Origin of the sequence: Niveispirillum cyanobacteriorum (genome assembly GCF_002868735.1) — a bacterium.
Lineage (GTDB): Bacteria > Pseudomonadota > Alphaproteobacteria > Azospirillales > Azospirillaceae > Niveispirillum > Niveispirillum cyanobacteriorum.
This window is the reverse complement of sequence record NZ_CP025612.1, coordinates 192,514-205,510: the sequence shown is the minus strand read 5'-3', so window position 1 is coordinate 205,510 and position 12,997 is coordinate 192,514. Positions and strand designations below refer to the sequence as shown.

Sequence of the window (12,997 nt, the reverse complement as noted above, 5' to 3'; positions counted from 1 at the left end):
GAAGGCGGGCGCCGGTCATTTGGCGCCCCGTCCCTGTTTTTGTCTTTTGGAACCGTCCAGCGGTCAAAGGGCAGGGAACTACCGGGACAACAGCGCTGTCTGATCATCGGGCAGCAAAACGGAGTTTGTGATGAGCAAGCGTCAAGAAGCTAAGTATAAGATTGACCGCCGCCTCGGCGTGAACCTGTGGGGCCGTGCCAAGTCCCCGGTCAACAAGCGTGAATATGGCCCCGGCCAGCATGGTCAGCGCCGCAAGAAGCCGTCGGACTTCGGTCTGCAGCTGATGGCCAAGCAGAAGCTGAAGGGCTACTACGGCAATATCGGTGAGAAGCAGTTCCGCAAGCTGTACCAGGAAGCCGTGCGCCGTAAGGGTGACTCGGGCGAGAACCTGATCCAGCTGCTGGAGCGCCGCCTGGACGCCGTCGTCTACCGCATGAAGTTCGCCCCGACCCCGTTCTCGGCTCGCCAGATCATCAACCATGGTCACATCCTGGTGAACGGCAAGCGCGTCAACATCCCCTCCTTCCAGGTGAAGGACAATGACGTGGTTGAGGTTCGCGCCAAGGCCAAGAACTTCGCCATCATCATGGAATCGATCCAGTCCGGCGAGCGTGACTTCCCGGATTACGTGACCGTCGACACCGGCAACTTCAAGGGCACCTACCTGCGCGCCCCGAACCTGGCCGACGTTCCGTACCCGACCCAGATGGAACCGAACCTGGTCGTCGAATTCTATTCGCGCTAACGGTTTCGGCCCCACGGGCACAGATCAGGCCGCGTCCTCCGGGATGCGGCCTTTTTTGTTGTCCGTATTGTTCCGATTTTCAGGACAATTAATCGTATCCGGCGCGCATTGTCGCAATGGTTCGGTGGGTGTAGCTTTCAACTCAAGACGACGGCGCGCCTTGCCGGCGCCCATCACCCGAGATATCTGAAAGGTTTACGACCATGAACACCCTGATCGCCAACAATGCCAAGTTCCTGCCCGTCGCGGGCCGCGTGCTGCTGGCCGCCATCTTCATCTCCTCTGGCCTGTCAAAGGTGACCGGCTGGGAAGGCAGCCTCGCCTATGTCGGCTCCGCCGGTCTGCCCCTGCCGTCCGAACTGCTGCTGCTGGCCGCCATCGTGACGGAACTGGTGGGTGGCGCCCTTGTGGTGGTGGGCTTCCAGACGCGGGCCGCCGCCCTGGCGCTGGCCGGCTTCTCCATCGTCTCCGCCATCCTGTTCCATAATTACTGGGCCGTGACCGACGCGCAGATGGCCTATATCCAGTCCATCATGTTCTGGAAGAACCTGTCGATGGCCGGTGGCTTCCTGGTTCTGGCCGGCCATGGTGCAGGTGCCCTGGCGGTGGACAATCTGCTGGCCAAGAAGGCCTGATCGTCCGGCAGCAGTGGTGCAAAGCAAAAGGGCCGCTCCGTTGGGGGCGGCCCTTTCTCATGGTGGCAACGTCCGGGGACTATCATGAAGACGGCAGCGGGTTGGCCGGTGTCTGCTTCGAATACTCATTCAGCTGCTTATTGGTGTTGAGACGCATATCGTCCCATTCCTGCTTGGTCTTGCAGACCTTATTACGCTTCACGCGCGACCCGGTTTCCTTTTCCGTCTTACAGATCAGCCGGCCACCATCATTGTCGGCCGGTGCCGTCTGGACAATGGCTTCGGCTGCCGGCTTCGCCTGTTCCTGGGCACCCGCCGAAGCAACCCCAAGCAAAAGCAAGGCCGCGATCATTGCAACATTACGCATTTCCAACTCCAGCATGATTATTACTCGCCCCGGGGCGAAATATTAACCAATCTGGAAACGCTGCATAGTAAATATATTGCAACGATTATTGTTTAGACAATCATTTGCTAAATTGAAATCAATGACACCTTAAGTGGAGACAACAAAAAAGGGCCTTCCCTTTCGGAAAGGCCCTTTTCTTGTCCAATCCTGACGGATCAGGCGGCGTCGGCGGTGGCCACGCCCTTCTCGCGCAGCAGGTCCTGAAGCTCGCCAGCCTCATACATCTCGCGGACGATGTCACAGCCGCCCACGAACTCGCCCTTCACATAGAGCTGCGGGATGGTCGGCCAGTTGGTGAATTCCTTGATGCCCTGGCGCAGGGCCGGATCGACCAGGATGTCGATGCCCTTGAACTTGACGCCCAGGTGGCTCAGCACCTGCACCACGGCGGCGGAGAAGCCGCACTGCGGGAACACGGGCGTCCCCTTCATGTACAACACGACGTCATTGTCGGCGATATCGCGCTTGATGCGCTCGGCAACCGTCTGGTCCATCTTTCACATTTCCTCAAGTCCACACCACAGCGCCGCCCCTGCGGTCCCGTGGGAAATCCTTCGACATATAGCGCCGAACCGTCGCCCTTAACAGGGGGTTCGTTCGGCAAGCCAATCATGCGTCCTTGGGTGCCGCCGTGGTCAGCATCAGGGCGTGCAGTTCATTGCCCATACGGCCCTTCAGCGCGGCATAGACGGCTTGATGCTGGGCCACGCGGCTTTTGCCCTTGAAGCTCGGGCTTTCCACATAGGCGGCGTAATGATCGCCATCGCCGCGCAGATCGTCGATGCGGACAACCGCGTCGGGAAACGCCTCGCGCAGCAGGGCCTCGATTTCGGATGCGTGCATCGCCATGGGTTGGGTCCTCACATGAAAACGCCCGCCATCCCGGATTGGCACCGGGATGGCGGGCCTGGAACGGGTGAAATCAGTTCACCTTGCCATTCATATAGTTCGGCAGCCAAGCCTCGTTCGCTTCAATCAGGTCCGCGACCGAGATAATGGCCCCCGAAGCGCCGATCAGGGCGTCGCCGCCCACGGTGCCGATACGGGAGAGCGTGACGCCGGCCTCCGCGGCCTTGGTCTCCACCGCATCCAGATCGGCGGGCTTCACGGTCAGGACATAACGACCCTGATCCTCACCGAACAGCTCCGCCACGTGCCAGCCGTCCAGGCCGGACAGGTCGGCACCCTTGTTGCCGGCCATGGCCATTTCGGCCAGCGCCACCTGCAGACCACCATCCGAAACGTCGTGCGACGCCGTGATCAGGCCGGCCTGGATCGCGTCACGCACGAAGGTGCCGTGGCGCTTCTCGGTTTCCAGATCAACCGCCGGGGCCGGACCTTCCTCCAGACCCAAGATTTCGCGCAGGTACAGGCTCTGGCCCAGATGCCCCTCGGTCTCGCCCACCAGCAGAATGACGTCGCCGTCATTCTTGAAGCCCAGGCCCACCGCCTTGTGCCCATCGGCCAGCAGGCCGACACCGCCCACCGTCGGGGTCGGCAGGATGCCCACGCCGTTGGTTTCGTTGTAGAGCGACACGTTACCTGACACGACCGGGTAATCCAGCACGCGGCAGGCTTCGGCCATGCCTTCGACGCAACCGGCGAACTGCCCCATGATCCGGGGCTTTTCGGGATTGCCGAAATTCATGTTGTCGGTGATGGCCAGCGGTAGAGCACCAACGGCGGACACATTGCGGTAGCTTTCGGCCACGGCCTGTCGCCCACCCTGCACCGGGTCGGCAAAGCAGTAACGCGGGGTTACGTCGGACGACATGGCCAGCGCCTTGTTCGTCCCATGCACGCGCACGACCGCCGCATCGGCCTGACCCGACAGGAAGCGGGTATCGGCCCCAACCTGGCTGTCATACTGCTGCCAGATCCAGCGCTTGGAGGCCAGATCAGGGCAGGAGACCAGCTTGGTCAGGATATCGCCCAGCGACAGATCTTCCGGCCACAGCTCGTCCTCGTCCAGGTCGAGCGGCGGCTGGGCCGGCGTCTCTTCAGTCGGACGGTGATAGAGCGGGGCCGCATCGAACAGCGGGGCCAGTTCCAGATCGCAATAGGTATCGCCATTCATCTTCAGGACGAAACGGCCCGTATCGGTCAGGTGGCCGATCACGGCGAAATCCAGTTCCCACTTCTCGAAGATGGCGCGGGCCACATCCTCGGAACCGGGCTTCAGGATCATCAGCATGCGTTCCTGGCTCTCCGACAGCATGATCTCATAGGGGGTCATCCCCGTCTCACGCTGCGGCACCTTTTCCAGATGCAGCTCGATACCCAACCCGCCCTTGCCGGCCATTTCGACCGACGAGGAGGTCAGGCCGGCGGCGCCCATGTCCTGAATGGACTGGATGGCGTCGGTATTCATCAGTTCCAGGCACGCCTCGATCAGCAGCTTTTCCGTGAACGGATCGCCAACCTGCACCGTGGGGCGCTTGGCCTCGCTATCCTCGGTGAACTCGGCCGAGGACATGGTGGCGCCATGGATGCCGTCGCGGCCGGTCTTCGACCCGACATAGACCACGGGGTTACCAACACCTGCGGCCTTGGAATAGAAAATCTTGTCCTGGTCGGCGATGCCCACGGTCATGGCATTGACCAGGCAATTGCCGTTATAGGCCTTGTGGAAATTGGTCTCGCCGCCCACGGTGGGCACGCCGACGCAATTGCCGTAATGGCCGATGCCCGACACCACGCCCGCCACCAGCTGACGGGTCTTGGGATGGCCAGGCTCTCCGAAACGCAGGGCGTTCAGGTTGGCGATGGGCCGCGCGCCCATGGTGAACACGTCGCGCAGAATGCCGCCCACGCCCGTCGCCGCCCCCTGGAAGGGCTCGATATAGGAGGGGTGGTTATGGCTTTCCATCTTGAAGATGGCGGCCTGACCGTCACCAATGTCGATAACGCCGGCATTCTCACCCGGACCACAGATGACCCAGGGGGCCGTGGTCGGGAACTTCTTCAGCCAGACGCGCGACGACTTGTAGGAGCAATGCTCCGACCACATCACCGAATATATACCCAGCTCGGTAAAGGTCGGCTGACGGCCGACGATTTCCAGCAGGCGGACATATTCATCGGCCTTGATGCCGTGTTCGGCGGCCAGGGCCTCGTTCACAACGGGTTCCTTGCGGGCGCTCACGACAGGGTCTCCACCAGGCTATCGAAGAAGGCACGGCCATCGGTATTGCCATGCAGCGGATCGAAGGCGCGTTCGGGATGCGGCATCATGCCCAGCACGTTGCGCTGTGCGTTGAAGATGCCGGCAATGTCGTTGGTCGCGCCATTGGGGTTCGCCTGGTCGGCGCTCTGGCCCGGCAGAGCGGTATAGCGGAACGCCACCAGCCCTTCGCCTTCCAGACGCTTTAGCGTCTCGTCATCGGCGACATAATTACCCTCGCCATGGCCGACCGGAATGCCGATCACCTGACCCTTGGCATATTTGCGGGTAAAGTCGCTGTCCGTCGTCTCGACGCGCAGGCCGACCGTACGGCAAACGTATTTCAGTGACTTGTTGCGGATCAGGGCACCGGGCAGCAGACCCGCCTCGGTGATGATCTGAAAGCCGTTGCAGATGCCGACAACGCGCACGCCCTTGGCGGCCCGTTCCTTCACCACCTTCATGATAGGCGAATGGGCGGCCATGGCCCCACAGCGCAGATAATCGCCGTAGGAAAAACCGCCAGGGACGGCGATGACATCGACGTCCGGCAGTTCCGTGTCCTTGTGGAAGGCCATGTGGGGCTTCTTGCCGGAAGCCTGTTCCAAGGCCACCGCAATATCGCGGTCGCAGTTGGAACCAGGGAAGACGATGACGGCGGACTTCATCCCGCGTTACCCGATCCGTTGGTGAAAGGGAGGCGGCAGACCGTCACCGGGACGGCCCCCCGATGCGGCGGGACCCTAATGCCGACAGGGCTTCAATGCAAGGTCGGGGGCCACCCGGCGGGGCCATGGCAGGGCGGCGTTATCGGCGGGTGGGGATTGCGCTTAACATCCACCGTCGCCGTGCACCGGTGTCTTGCGACCCACACATGCGGACAACCGCGAGATTCTGACCATCTCATCTGGTATCACAGCTGCCAGTCGGGCAAGGACCTCCTGCACATACGCCTCACCAGCCTCAGCAAATCCAACACCGGCCCCATACTGCTGATGAAAACAAAAGGCGGCATCCCACTCAGCGCAGAAGGTATCAATCATCCCCTTGTCGGCAACAACAAGTGAAATATTCGCTGGATGATCGTTGTGAAAAATGATTTTCCCGCCTGAAATCGAGAGCGTTGTCACAAGACCAAAAAAATCACCCAAGAGGTAATAAAAAATCGAATTTACATCAATAATATTTAAAAACCGTACTTCTCCATTGAAGTGGAATTTTAAACTCAACTCGAATGGAACGGGAAATTCTTTACGGATCAACCGATCGTATAGTTCACGATGCTCAAGTATATCAGCCGCAACCAGGAAAGATTTCCCCGTCGGCATGCTGTCTATCAAAGTTAGCATCTCATCGGTGCAATCACGCCATTTGGAAGTCGATTCCACATGATCCCCCTGGAGCGGCAATCGGGGGAAGGGCAGATCACCACTCCCCCGATCACCACAACCTTACTTCTTCCCAAACACCTTCTGGAAGAACTGCGCCTGCGCCATCTGCGCCACGAACTGGTTCGACTTCTTCTTGAAGCCGTGCCCCTCGTCCATGGCCAGGACATAGCCGACCTCGCCGCCATTCTTGCGGATGGCGGCCACCATCTGCTCCGCCTCGCCCACCGGCACGCGCGGATCATTGTAGCCCTGGATGACCAGCATCGGCTTGGTGATCTTCGACGCGTTGGTCAGGGGCGAGATTTTCTGCAGGAAAGCGCGCATCTCGGGATGACGCTCATCACCATATTCCGGGCGGCGCAGGTCGCGGCGATATTCCGCCGTCGCCTCCAGGAAGGTGATGAAGTTTGAGATGCCGACGGTATCGGCCCCACCGGCCAGCTTGTCATTATAATGGGTCATGGCCGCCAGGGTGGCGTAACCACCATAGGAGCCGCCGGCCACCACGATCTTGTCCTTGTCCAGGTCGGGCTGGGTCGCGACCCAGTCGATCAGAGCGCCGATATCCTTGATGCTGTCCTCGCGCTTGAAGCCATTATCCAGGCCCAGATAGGTCTTCCCATAGCCTTCCGAGCCCCGGATATTGGGCAGCAGCACCGCCGCCCCCAGCTCATTGGCCCAGAACTGCACCGTGGCGCTGAAATTGGGGCGGCTCTGCCCTTCTGGCCCACCATGGATCAGCATGATGACCGGCAGCTTGCCCTTGGCATTCTTGGGCTTGAACAGGAAGGCCGGGATCTGCCGCTGATCAAAGGTCGGGAATTGGATCAGGCTGGCATCGGCGAAAGTCTCGGTGTTCAGACCACCAACCTCGCTCTTGGTCCACTGCTCCACCTTGCCCTTGCCCAGATCGACGACATGCACATCGGCGGGGGCGGTCGGCGTGGTCAGCGAGAGCGCCAGCTTCGACCCATCCGGGCTGAACGACACGCCGCCGATAATGCCCTTGGGCAGGGCGGGCAGCTTCACTGGCTTCAGCGTCTTGGTGTCGATCACCCGCACCGTGGACCAGCCCCCCTCGTTCAGGACATAGGCCAGGCGCTTGCCATCATGCGACAGCACCGCCTCTTCCACATCCCAAGGGTCATCAGCGGTGATCCAGGTGGTCTTGCCCGACGCCAGATCATGCAGGCCCAGGCGCTTGAACTCCCCTTCCTCGTCGGACGTCAGGAACACGCCCTTGGCGTCGGGCGTAAAGCCGACACCGGTCAGGGCGGTGGTGTCCTTCTCCGGCTTGATGCGGGTCAGCTGGCCCGTGGCGACATCGACCACCGACAGATAGGACTTGGTGATGGCGATATATTGCCCGACCAGCAGCTTCTTATCATCCTGGGAGAAGGCGACAGCGCCCCACGATCCCGTCTGCGCCACCAGCGGGGCAACGGTCGCGGCATCCTTCAACCCGCCGACATAGACATCGGTGTTCTTGCCATCGCGCCGGGTGCTGGAAAAGGCGAACTTGTCGCCCTTATGGTTCCAGACCAGACCCTGGTTGCGCGACTTGCCGTCGGTGACCAGCGTTGTCTTGCCCGTGGCAACATCCAGATGGAAGAACTGGAAATTCTCTGATCCGCCCTTGTCCCAGACATAGACCAGATCGGTGGAACCCTTGGCCGGGCTGAAGGCGGCGGATGTGATGGGTTCGGCGGCAAAGGTCAGCTGCTGGCGGGCCATCATGGGGCCGTTCACCAGATGCAGCTGTGACGTCTCGCCAAACCGGGTGGTGATCAGGATGCCCTTGCCGTCGGGGGTCCAGTCCAGCATGCCGGCGGACCGGGCCGACAGATAGGCCGACAGACGTTCACCCAGCGCCGCATCGACGGCGGGGATATTCTCGGTGACGATATTGCCGTTCTGAACCCGCTCAATCTTGGCCGGCACCGTCTGGGCCGACACAGCCCCGGCAGAAAGGGCAAGTACCAGCGCCAGGGCGCTGCCGCGCATGAAATGTCCGATGATCCGCACGTATCCCATTCCTTGATTTTTTGCCCGTCAAGAGCTTGTGGATTGCACGGGCAGCGTAGCGCATCCGCTTCCCGCTGCAAGGGTCCGGCCCCCTTTGAAATCATCCAGAAACAAATCTCCCTTACCCCTGTCTGACCCGACAAACAGGGAGCATGAAGATGCAAGCCGCCAATGAGACCGCCCTGATCGTCATCGATGTGCAGGAAGGCATCCTGCCCGCCGGCGACGGGCCGCGTAATGTCGCCGCCGCGAAGGCCCTGGACGGGGTCGTCGCCCGGCTGGCCGACCTACAAACCCGCGCACGCGCCGCCGGCGTCACCCTGATCCACGTGCAGCATGATGCAGCCGACGATCACCGCCTGGCCAAGGGCACGCCCGGCTGGGAGATCCGCCGCGAACTGACGCCGCAGGCGGGCGAGTTGGTGGTGCACAAGACCACCTGCGACAGTTTCCTGGATACGGGCCTGAAGCAGGCACTGCTAGATGGCGGCATTCGCCATGTCATCATTGGCGGCTGCATGACGCCGTTTTGTATCGACACCTCCGTGCGCAGCGCCATCGCCCATGGCTTCGACGTCACCTTGATCGCCGATGGTCACACGACCTGCGACATGGGCGACCTGACCTTCGAACAGATCATCGACCACCACAACACGGTGCTGGGCTGGTTCGGCACGGCACAGAACAAGGTGGTGGTGAAGAAGGCGGCCGACGCGCTGTGATCAGCACGCTGGGGTGGGGGCGTCACCACCCTCCCCGGCGCAGCCACTCCTCGATCTGATCCATGCGGTCCGCCCCCCAGAACGGTTCCCCATCGACAACGAAGAACGGCGCGCCGAACACGCCCCGGCTGATGGCCGTTTCCGTCTCCACCCGCAGCCGGTCCTTCACGGCGGTCTCGGCAATGCCCGCCTCCACTGCATCGCGGTCCAGGCCCAAACTGGCGGCGACATCCAGCACATTCTCCGGCAGAGCCATGTCGCGCCCTTCTGCCCAATGGGCATGGAAAAGGGCGCGGGCCAAGGCCGCCGGACTGTGCTCCCCGCCTGCCTGATCCAGCCAGTAGAAGGCGCGCGACGCCGCCAGTGACGGGAACGGGGCCGGCAAGGGCTGATGCAGTGGCACACCCCACAGGCGGGCGCAGCGGGGCACGTCGTGGCGCAGATAGTCACCCTGGAGGGGTTTGTTCAGGTTGGGCATCCCGCCGCTGATCTTGAACACCGCCCCCAGCAGGATGGGCCGCCATCGCACCACCCGCCCCCAGCGCCCGGCCAGCGCGTCAATGCGGGCCGACGCCAGATAGGCATAGGGGGAGGCGAAGTCGAAATAGAAATCGATGGGGGCGCCGCTCATGTCAGGACCTCCGATGCAGGGGGCCTTACCAGGGGATACGCCGCCCATCATAGGCAAAGAAGGCGCCGCTGTCGCCGGGACCCGCCGCCGCGATGACGCGGCGCATGCCGGCCACGCTATCCGGCGGCGTCACTGGTGCCTTCGGCCCACCCATGTCGGTCTGCACCCAGCCCGGATGCATGACGATGCAGGTGATGCCGTCGTCGCGCCAGTCGGCGGCCAGGGTGCGGTTGCCCATATTGATGGCAGCCTTTGACGCGCGATAGGCATACATGCCGCCGCTTTCCGTCTCGGTGATGGAACCAAGCTGGCTGGACACCGTCGCCACCTTCGCCCCCGCCGACAGCAGCGGACGCAGAGCAAGCGACACCAGGATTGGGGCGAGGCCATTGACCTTCAGCGTCTCCAGCCAACCCTCGGGATCAATACCGTCCTTGGACTGCGCGGCCAGATCGGGCCCCATGATGCCGGCATTGTTGATCAGCAGATCGATGGAGCGGCCCTTCAGCGCACCGGCAAATGCCTTGATGGAGGCCGGGTCATCGACCGACAGGGCAAACAGTTCCACGCCCGCCACAGTGGCCAGCCCGCCGGGGCTGGACAGATCGCGGCAGGTGGCAATGACGGTCCAGCCGTCAGCGGCATATTGGCGGGCAAATTCAAGGCCGATACCGCGATTGGCGCCGGTAATGACGACAGTGGGCATAGTGCCCCTCCCCATCTGGTTTCAGGTCAGGCGGTCAGCGCCGCCGTTAATGCCTGAATGTTGTCCCCGCCCGTGGCAACAAACAAGACCTGATCCAGTGCATCGGGATGATCCGCGACGAAGGCGCGCACGGTCGCCACGGCGACCTGCGCCGCCAGAGCCTTGGGAAAGCGATAGGCACCGGTGGAGATCGCAGGGAAGGCGATAGACCGGCCCCCTTTCTCCACACACAGCTCCAGCGCACGGCGGTAACAGCGGGCCAGGACCTTATCCTCTCCCATCTTGCCGGTGACATAGACGGGGCCGACGGCATGCACGACCCAGCGCGCCTTCAAGCCAAAACCCGGCGTGATGCCGGCGTCGCCGCGGCCAACCGGGTCCAGCGCGGCAGCGGCGGCGAACAGGTCCGGGCCTGCCGCATCATGGATGGCGCGCGACACGCCGGTACCGCCGCCCAGGCCGGGGGCCGCCGCATTGACAATGACATCAATGTCCAGGGCCGTAATATCGCCCTGGTGAACCCGCAACTCGGTCAATTCCTGCTCCATAAAGCGCCGTTCTGAACGGGGCGTCAGACCATGAAGGCCAGTGTGGCGGTGCGCCCGCCATCGGTGACGGTCAGGCCCGCCGACATGACGCGCATGATCTCCAGACCACGACCGGACTTGGCCTCCACATTCACGGGCGGGCGAATGCTGTCGGGATCATAGCCGCCGCCCTGGTCGGCGACACGGATATGCAGCTTGCCATCCGCCACCCAGGCCGACAGGTCGATACGGCGCGTCGCCTTGTCCGGGTCGGCCAGCGTAGCCGTCAGCCTCTGACAGAAGGCATCGAACTGGCTGGGATCGTCGACCAGCGACCCGCCCATGGCCAGATTGCCATGCAGGACGGCATTGATGATGGCCTCATGCAGCGACAGTTCCGCATCATGGCGCACCGCCGCCGGCAACAGGCCACGCACCAGCAGCCCCTCGCAGAACTGCGCCGCTGTATCCAAGGTCCAGGCCAGCCGCGTGGTCAGGGAAACCAGCAGGTGCCCATCGGCCAGCGCCGCCGAAAGTTTGGCCGACGGCAGCGTCCCGGGCGGCCCCTGTTCCACAATGGCGGCACAGCCCGACCGCAGCGCGGCGATCAGATCTGGGGCCGCCCCTTCGGCGATCACCCGGACGATCGTGCCCTCGCCATGCGGACCGGCATCGGCAACGGGTAATCCCAGCTCGGCGGCGATCCGGGTCCGTTCGGCCTTGTCCAGCGTTTCACCGGCCACCTGGAAATCCATCTTTCCCCCGCCCTTCATCCAGCACCCTTTGACTGGTCTACCGCGTTCGACCCACTTCCGTCATCCGCCAGATCAACAACCATCGGCGTCCCCAGCAGAAATCCGTCGCCTGGGGAATATTCCGCCGCCACCCGTCTGACAAGATCATCACCCGATCGGGCGAAACCGTACAGTGTCTTTCCATCCACCCAGCCACCGGCACCGCCGTGACCACTGCCAAGCGACGGATTAGTGACCTTTACGCACCACAGCCGGTCGAATCGGTTCCACTGCCTATCCAACATGGAAACCACCCGGCGGGGCGAGGCACGCAGCCGCTCGATGCGGGTTTCCGCCATGGTGATGACGCCCTGCATCTGCGTGATATGGCGTTCCGCATCGTCCAGCGCCTGGCGGATGGCGGCATCCTCCTTCTTGGCGTGGCGAAGGGCGGCGGCAACCATGTTCTTTTCATCGACGGCACGCGACAGCTTGCGTTCCACCACGCGGATCACGGCCATAAGCCGACGGCCCGCCATCACCAGACCAGACCCGGCCAGTGCCAGCGCAAACAGGCTGATCAGGTTCATCCAGGTGGCGATCATGGTCCGTCCATGCTCCGCGCCGAGGTGACGAAGGTCACTTCCTGTACCGCAAAACCCGAATCGGGCGAGAACTCCGCATTCAGCATCTGGCGGGCAGGCCGCTCCCCCGCCGCCCAGATGCGGACATTGTTGGTGTAGCGCCAGATGCTGGGGGCGCTGTCGAAATCCCGGCCCGACTGGTCGGCCAGGATGCGGTTGGCGACACGGGCGGTGTACAGGCTGTCGGCCACGCCCTGCCGGCCCAGTTCATGCCACACCTCCACCCTGTCGCGCTCCACGGCGGACAGCGTCATCTCCAATCGGGCCAGCTGCGACTTCATCCGGAACCGTTCGGCGCTGCGGCGGTCGCGCTGTGCGGCGTTCTCCCGGTTGACGGCCATCAGCCGTTCCAGGGCGGCCTGTGCCTCGCGCGTCTCCCGCTTCACCTTTGCGTGATCGGCCACCCATTCATAGACATCGGGGATGACGACCCGCAGCATCTCCAGCAGCACAATGGCGACAAGACAGGCGGCAGCCGAAGACAGGATGATCACGTCGGACGTCGACAGTTCCAGATACATCCAGCCTCCAAACCAGCCCCCATGGACCGGGGCGCTTTGTCGCCGCCGATGATACGAAGACAGGCGCCGCACGACAGTGAAATTTTTCACCTGTCGCACCCGCCATTGTCCTATCCTGACCGCCAGGGCGCGGATGGACGCGCC

Annotated in this window: 16 protein-coding genes; 3 read left to right on the top strand and 13 right to left on the bottom strand. The window is 62.6% G+C overall.

Translation table 11 applies throughout. The annotated features are described in order from the left end of the window. Window positions 1-130: 130 nt before the first annotated feature. Together rpsD and C0V82_RS16875 are read left to right on the top strand one after the other, a co-directional pair. Window positions 131-745 carry a 30S ribosomal protein S4 gene (rpsD, locus tag C0V82_RS16880; protein WP_054169038.1) on the top strand — a complete coding sequence of 205 codons (615 nt, stop codon included), beginning with the start codon at window positions 131-133 and terminating at the stop codon, window positions 743-745. A gap of 203 nt (window positions 746-948) precedes the next feature. Further along, window positions 949-1,380 carry a DoxX family protein gene (locus tag C0V82_RS16875; protein ID WP_102113641.1) on the top strand — a complete coding sequence of 144 codons (432 nt, stop codon included), beginning with the start codon at window positions 949-951 and terminating at the stop codon, window positions 1,378-1,380. An 82-nt stretch (window positions 1,381-1,462) separates the two neighbouring features. Here the strand turns inward: C0V82_RS16875 and C0V82_RS16870 are convergent, their stop codons facing one another. The 7 genes from C0V82_RS16870 to C0V82_RS16840 form a co-directional block, all read right to left on the bottom strand. Then, window positions 1,463-1,762 carry a hypothetical protein gene (locus tag C0V82_RS16870; RefSeq protein ID WP_158660000.1) on the bottom strand — a complete coding sequence of 100 codons (300 nt, stop codon included), beginning with the start codon at window positions 1,760-1,762 and terminating at the stop codon, window positions 1,463-1,465. 182 nt (window positions 1,763-1,944) lie between these two features. Then, a complete protein-coding gene (gene grxD / locus C0V82_RS16865; protein WP_102113639.1) occupies window positions 1,945-2,283 on the bottom strand; it encodes a Grx4 family monothiol glutaredoxin in 339 nt (112 codons plus the stop codon). Window positions 2,284-2,398: 115 nt separating this feature from the next. Further along, window positions 2,399-2,638, bottom strand: coding sequence for a BolA/IbaG family iron-sulfur metabolism protein (locus C0V82_RS16860; RefSeq protein ID WP_102113638.1), 240 nt, complete (start codon window positions 2,636-2,638; stop codon window positions 2,399-2,401). A gap of 73 nt (window positions 2,639-2,711) precedes the next feature. Next, window positions 2,712-4,934, bottom strand: coding sequence for a phosphoribosylformylglycinamidine synthase subunit PurL (purL, locus tag C0V82_RS16855; protein ID WP_102113637.1), 2,223 nt, complete (start codon window positions 4,932-4,934; stop codon window positions 2,712-2,714). Further along, window positions 4,931-5,620: a phosphoribosylformylglycinamidine synthase subunit PurQ gene (purQ, locus tag C0V82_RS16850; RefSeq protein WP_102113636.1), complete on the bottom strand. Its 690-nt coding sequence runs from the start codon at window positions 5,618-5,620 to the stop codon at window positions 4,931-4,933. The genes purL and purQ overlap by 4 nt, the downstream gene beginning before the upstream one ends. 162 nt (window positions 5,621-5,782) lie before the next feature. Further along, window positions 5,783-6,340, bottom strand: coding sequence for a hypothetical protein (locus C0V82_RS16845; protein ID WP_158659999.1), 558 nt, complete (start codon window positions 6,338-6,340; stop codon window positions 5,783-5,785). Window positions 6,341-6,403: 63 nt separating this feature from the next. Then, window positions 6,404-8,368, bottom strand: a complete 1,965-nt coding sequence (locus tag C0V82_RS16840; protein ID WP_158659998.1) for a S9 family peptidase — start codon at window positions 8,366-8,368, stop codon at window positions 6,404-6,406. Between the two features lie 152 nt (window positions 8,369-8,520). Here C0V82_RS16840 and C0V82_RS16835 point away from each other — a divergent pair, with 152 nt between their 5' ends. Next, window positions 8,521-9,090 (top strand): cysteine hydrolase family protein, encoded by a 570-nt coding sequence (locus C0V82_RS16835; RefSeq protein WP_245924267.1) that lies wholly within the window; start codon window positions 8,521-8,523, stop codon window positions 9,088-9,090. Window positions 9,091-9,112: 22 nt separating this feature from the next. On the opposite strand, the gene C0V82_RS16830 is transcribed toward C0V82_RS16835, so the two are convergent. Genes C0V82_RS16830 through C0V82_RS16805 form a run of 6 tightly spaced genes read right to left on the bottom strand, consistent with a single transcriptional unit; the run spans window position 9,113 to window position 12,853 of the window. Continuing rightward, window positions 9,113-9,721: a 2-hydroxychromene-2-carboxylate isomerase gene (locus C0V82_RS16830; RefSeq protein WP_102113632.1), complete on the bottom strand. Its 609-nt coding sequence runs from the start codon at window positions 9,719-9,721 to the stop codon at window positions 9,113-9,115. Window positions 9,722-9,746: 25 nt separating this feature from the next. Further along, entirely contained in the window at window positions 9,747-10,427 is a 681-nt protein-coding gene (locus tag C0V82_RS16825; RefSeq protein ID WP_102113631.1) for an SDR family oxidoreductase, read from the bottom strand. A gap of 26 nt (window positions 10,428-10,453) precedes the next feature. Further along, entirely contained in the window at window positions 10,454-10,963 is a 510-nt protein-coding gene (locus C0V82_RS16820; protein ID WP_245924266.1) for a macro domain-containing protein, read from the bottom strand. A gap of 35 nt (window positions 10,964-10,998) precedes the next feature. Further along, window positions 10,999-11,727: an ATP-binding protein gene (locus C0V82_RS16815; protein ID WP_102113629.1), complete on the bottom strand. Its 729-nt coding sequence runs from the start codon at window positions 11,725-11,727 to the stop codon at window positions 10,999-11,001. After that, a complete protein-coding gene (locus C0V82_RS16810) occupies window positions 11,724-12,293 on the bottom strand; it encodes a hypothetical protein (protein WP_102113628.1) in 570 nt (189 codons plus the stop codon). The genes C0V82_RS16815 and C0V82_RS16810 overlap by 4 nt, the downstream gene beginning before the upstream one ends. Further along, entirely contained in the window at window positions 12,290-12,853 is a 564-nt protein-coding gene (locus C0V82_RS16805; protein ID WP_102113627.1) for a hypothetical protein, read from the bottom strand. The genes C0V82_RS16810 and C0V82_RS16805 overlap by 4 nt, the downstream gene beginning before the upstream one ends. Between the last annotated feature and the right edge of the window lie 144 nt (window positions 12,854-12,997).

Coding starts and splice junctions, on each gene's coding strand:
- C0V82_RS16860 (WP_102113638.1), bottom strand. CDS start 2,638: ATGGCGATGCACGCATCCGAAATCGAGGCCCTGCTGCGCGAGGCGTTT.
- grxD (WP_102113639.1), bottom strand. CDS start 2,283: ATGGACCAGACGGTTGCCGAGCGCATCAAGCGCGATATCGCCGACAAT.
- purQ (WP_102113636.1), bottom strand. CDS start 5,620: ATGAAGTCCGCCGTCATCGTCTTCCCTGGTTCCAACTGCGACCGCGAT.
- C0V82_RS16830 (WP_102113632.1), bottom strand. CDS start 9,721: ATGAGCGGCGCCCCCATCGATTTCTATTTCGACTTCGCCTCCCCCTAT.
- C0V82_RS16815 (WP_102113629.1), bottom strand. CDS start 11,727: ATGAAGGGCGGGGGAAAGATGGATTTCCAGGTGGCCGGTGAAACGCTG.
- C0V82_RS16835 (WP_245924267.1), top strand. CDS start 8,521: ATGAAGATGCAAGCCGCCAATGAGACCGCCCTGATCGTCATCGATGTG.
- C0V82_RS16810 (WP_102113628.1), bottom strand. CDS start 12,293: ATGATCGCCACCTGGATGAACCTGATCAGCCTGTTTGCGCTGGCACTG.
- rpsD (WP_054169038.1), top strand. CDS start 131: ATGAGCAAGCGTCAAGAAGCTAAGTATAAGATTGACCGCCGCCTCGGC.
- C0V82_RS16875 (WP_102113641.1), top strand. CDS start 949: ATGAACACCCTGATCGCCAACAATGCCAAGTTCCTGCCCGTCGCGGGC.
- C0V82_RS16805 (WP_102113627.1), bottom strand. CDS start 12,853: ATGTATCTGGAACTGTCGACGTCCGACGTGATCATCCTGTCTTCGGCT.
- C0V82_RS16825 (WP_102113631.1), bottom strand. CDS start 10,427: ATGCCCACTGTCGTCATTACCGGCGCCAATCGCGGTATCGGCCTTGAA.
- C0V82_RS16870 (WP_158660000.1), bottom strand. CDS start 1,762: ATGCTGGAGTTGGAAATGCGTAATGTTGCAATGATCGCGGCCTTGCTT.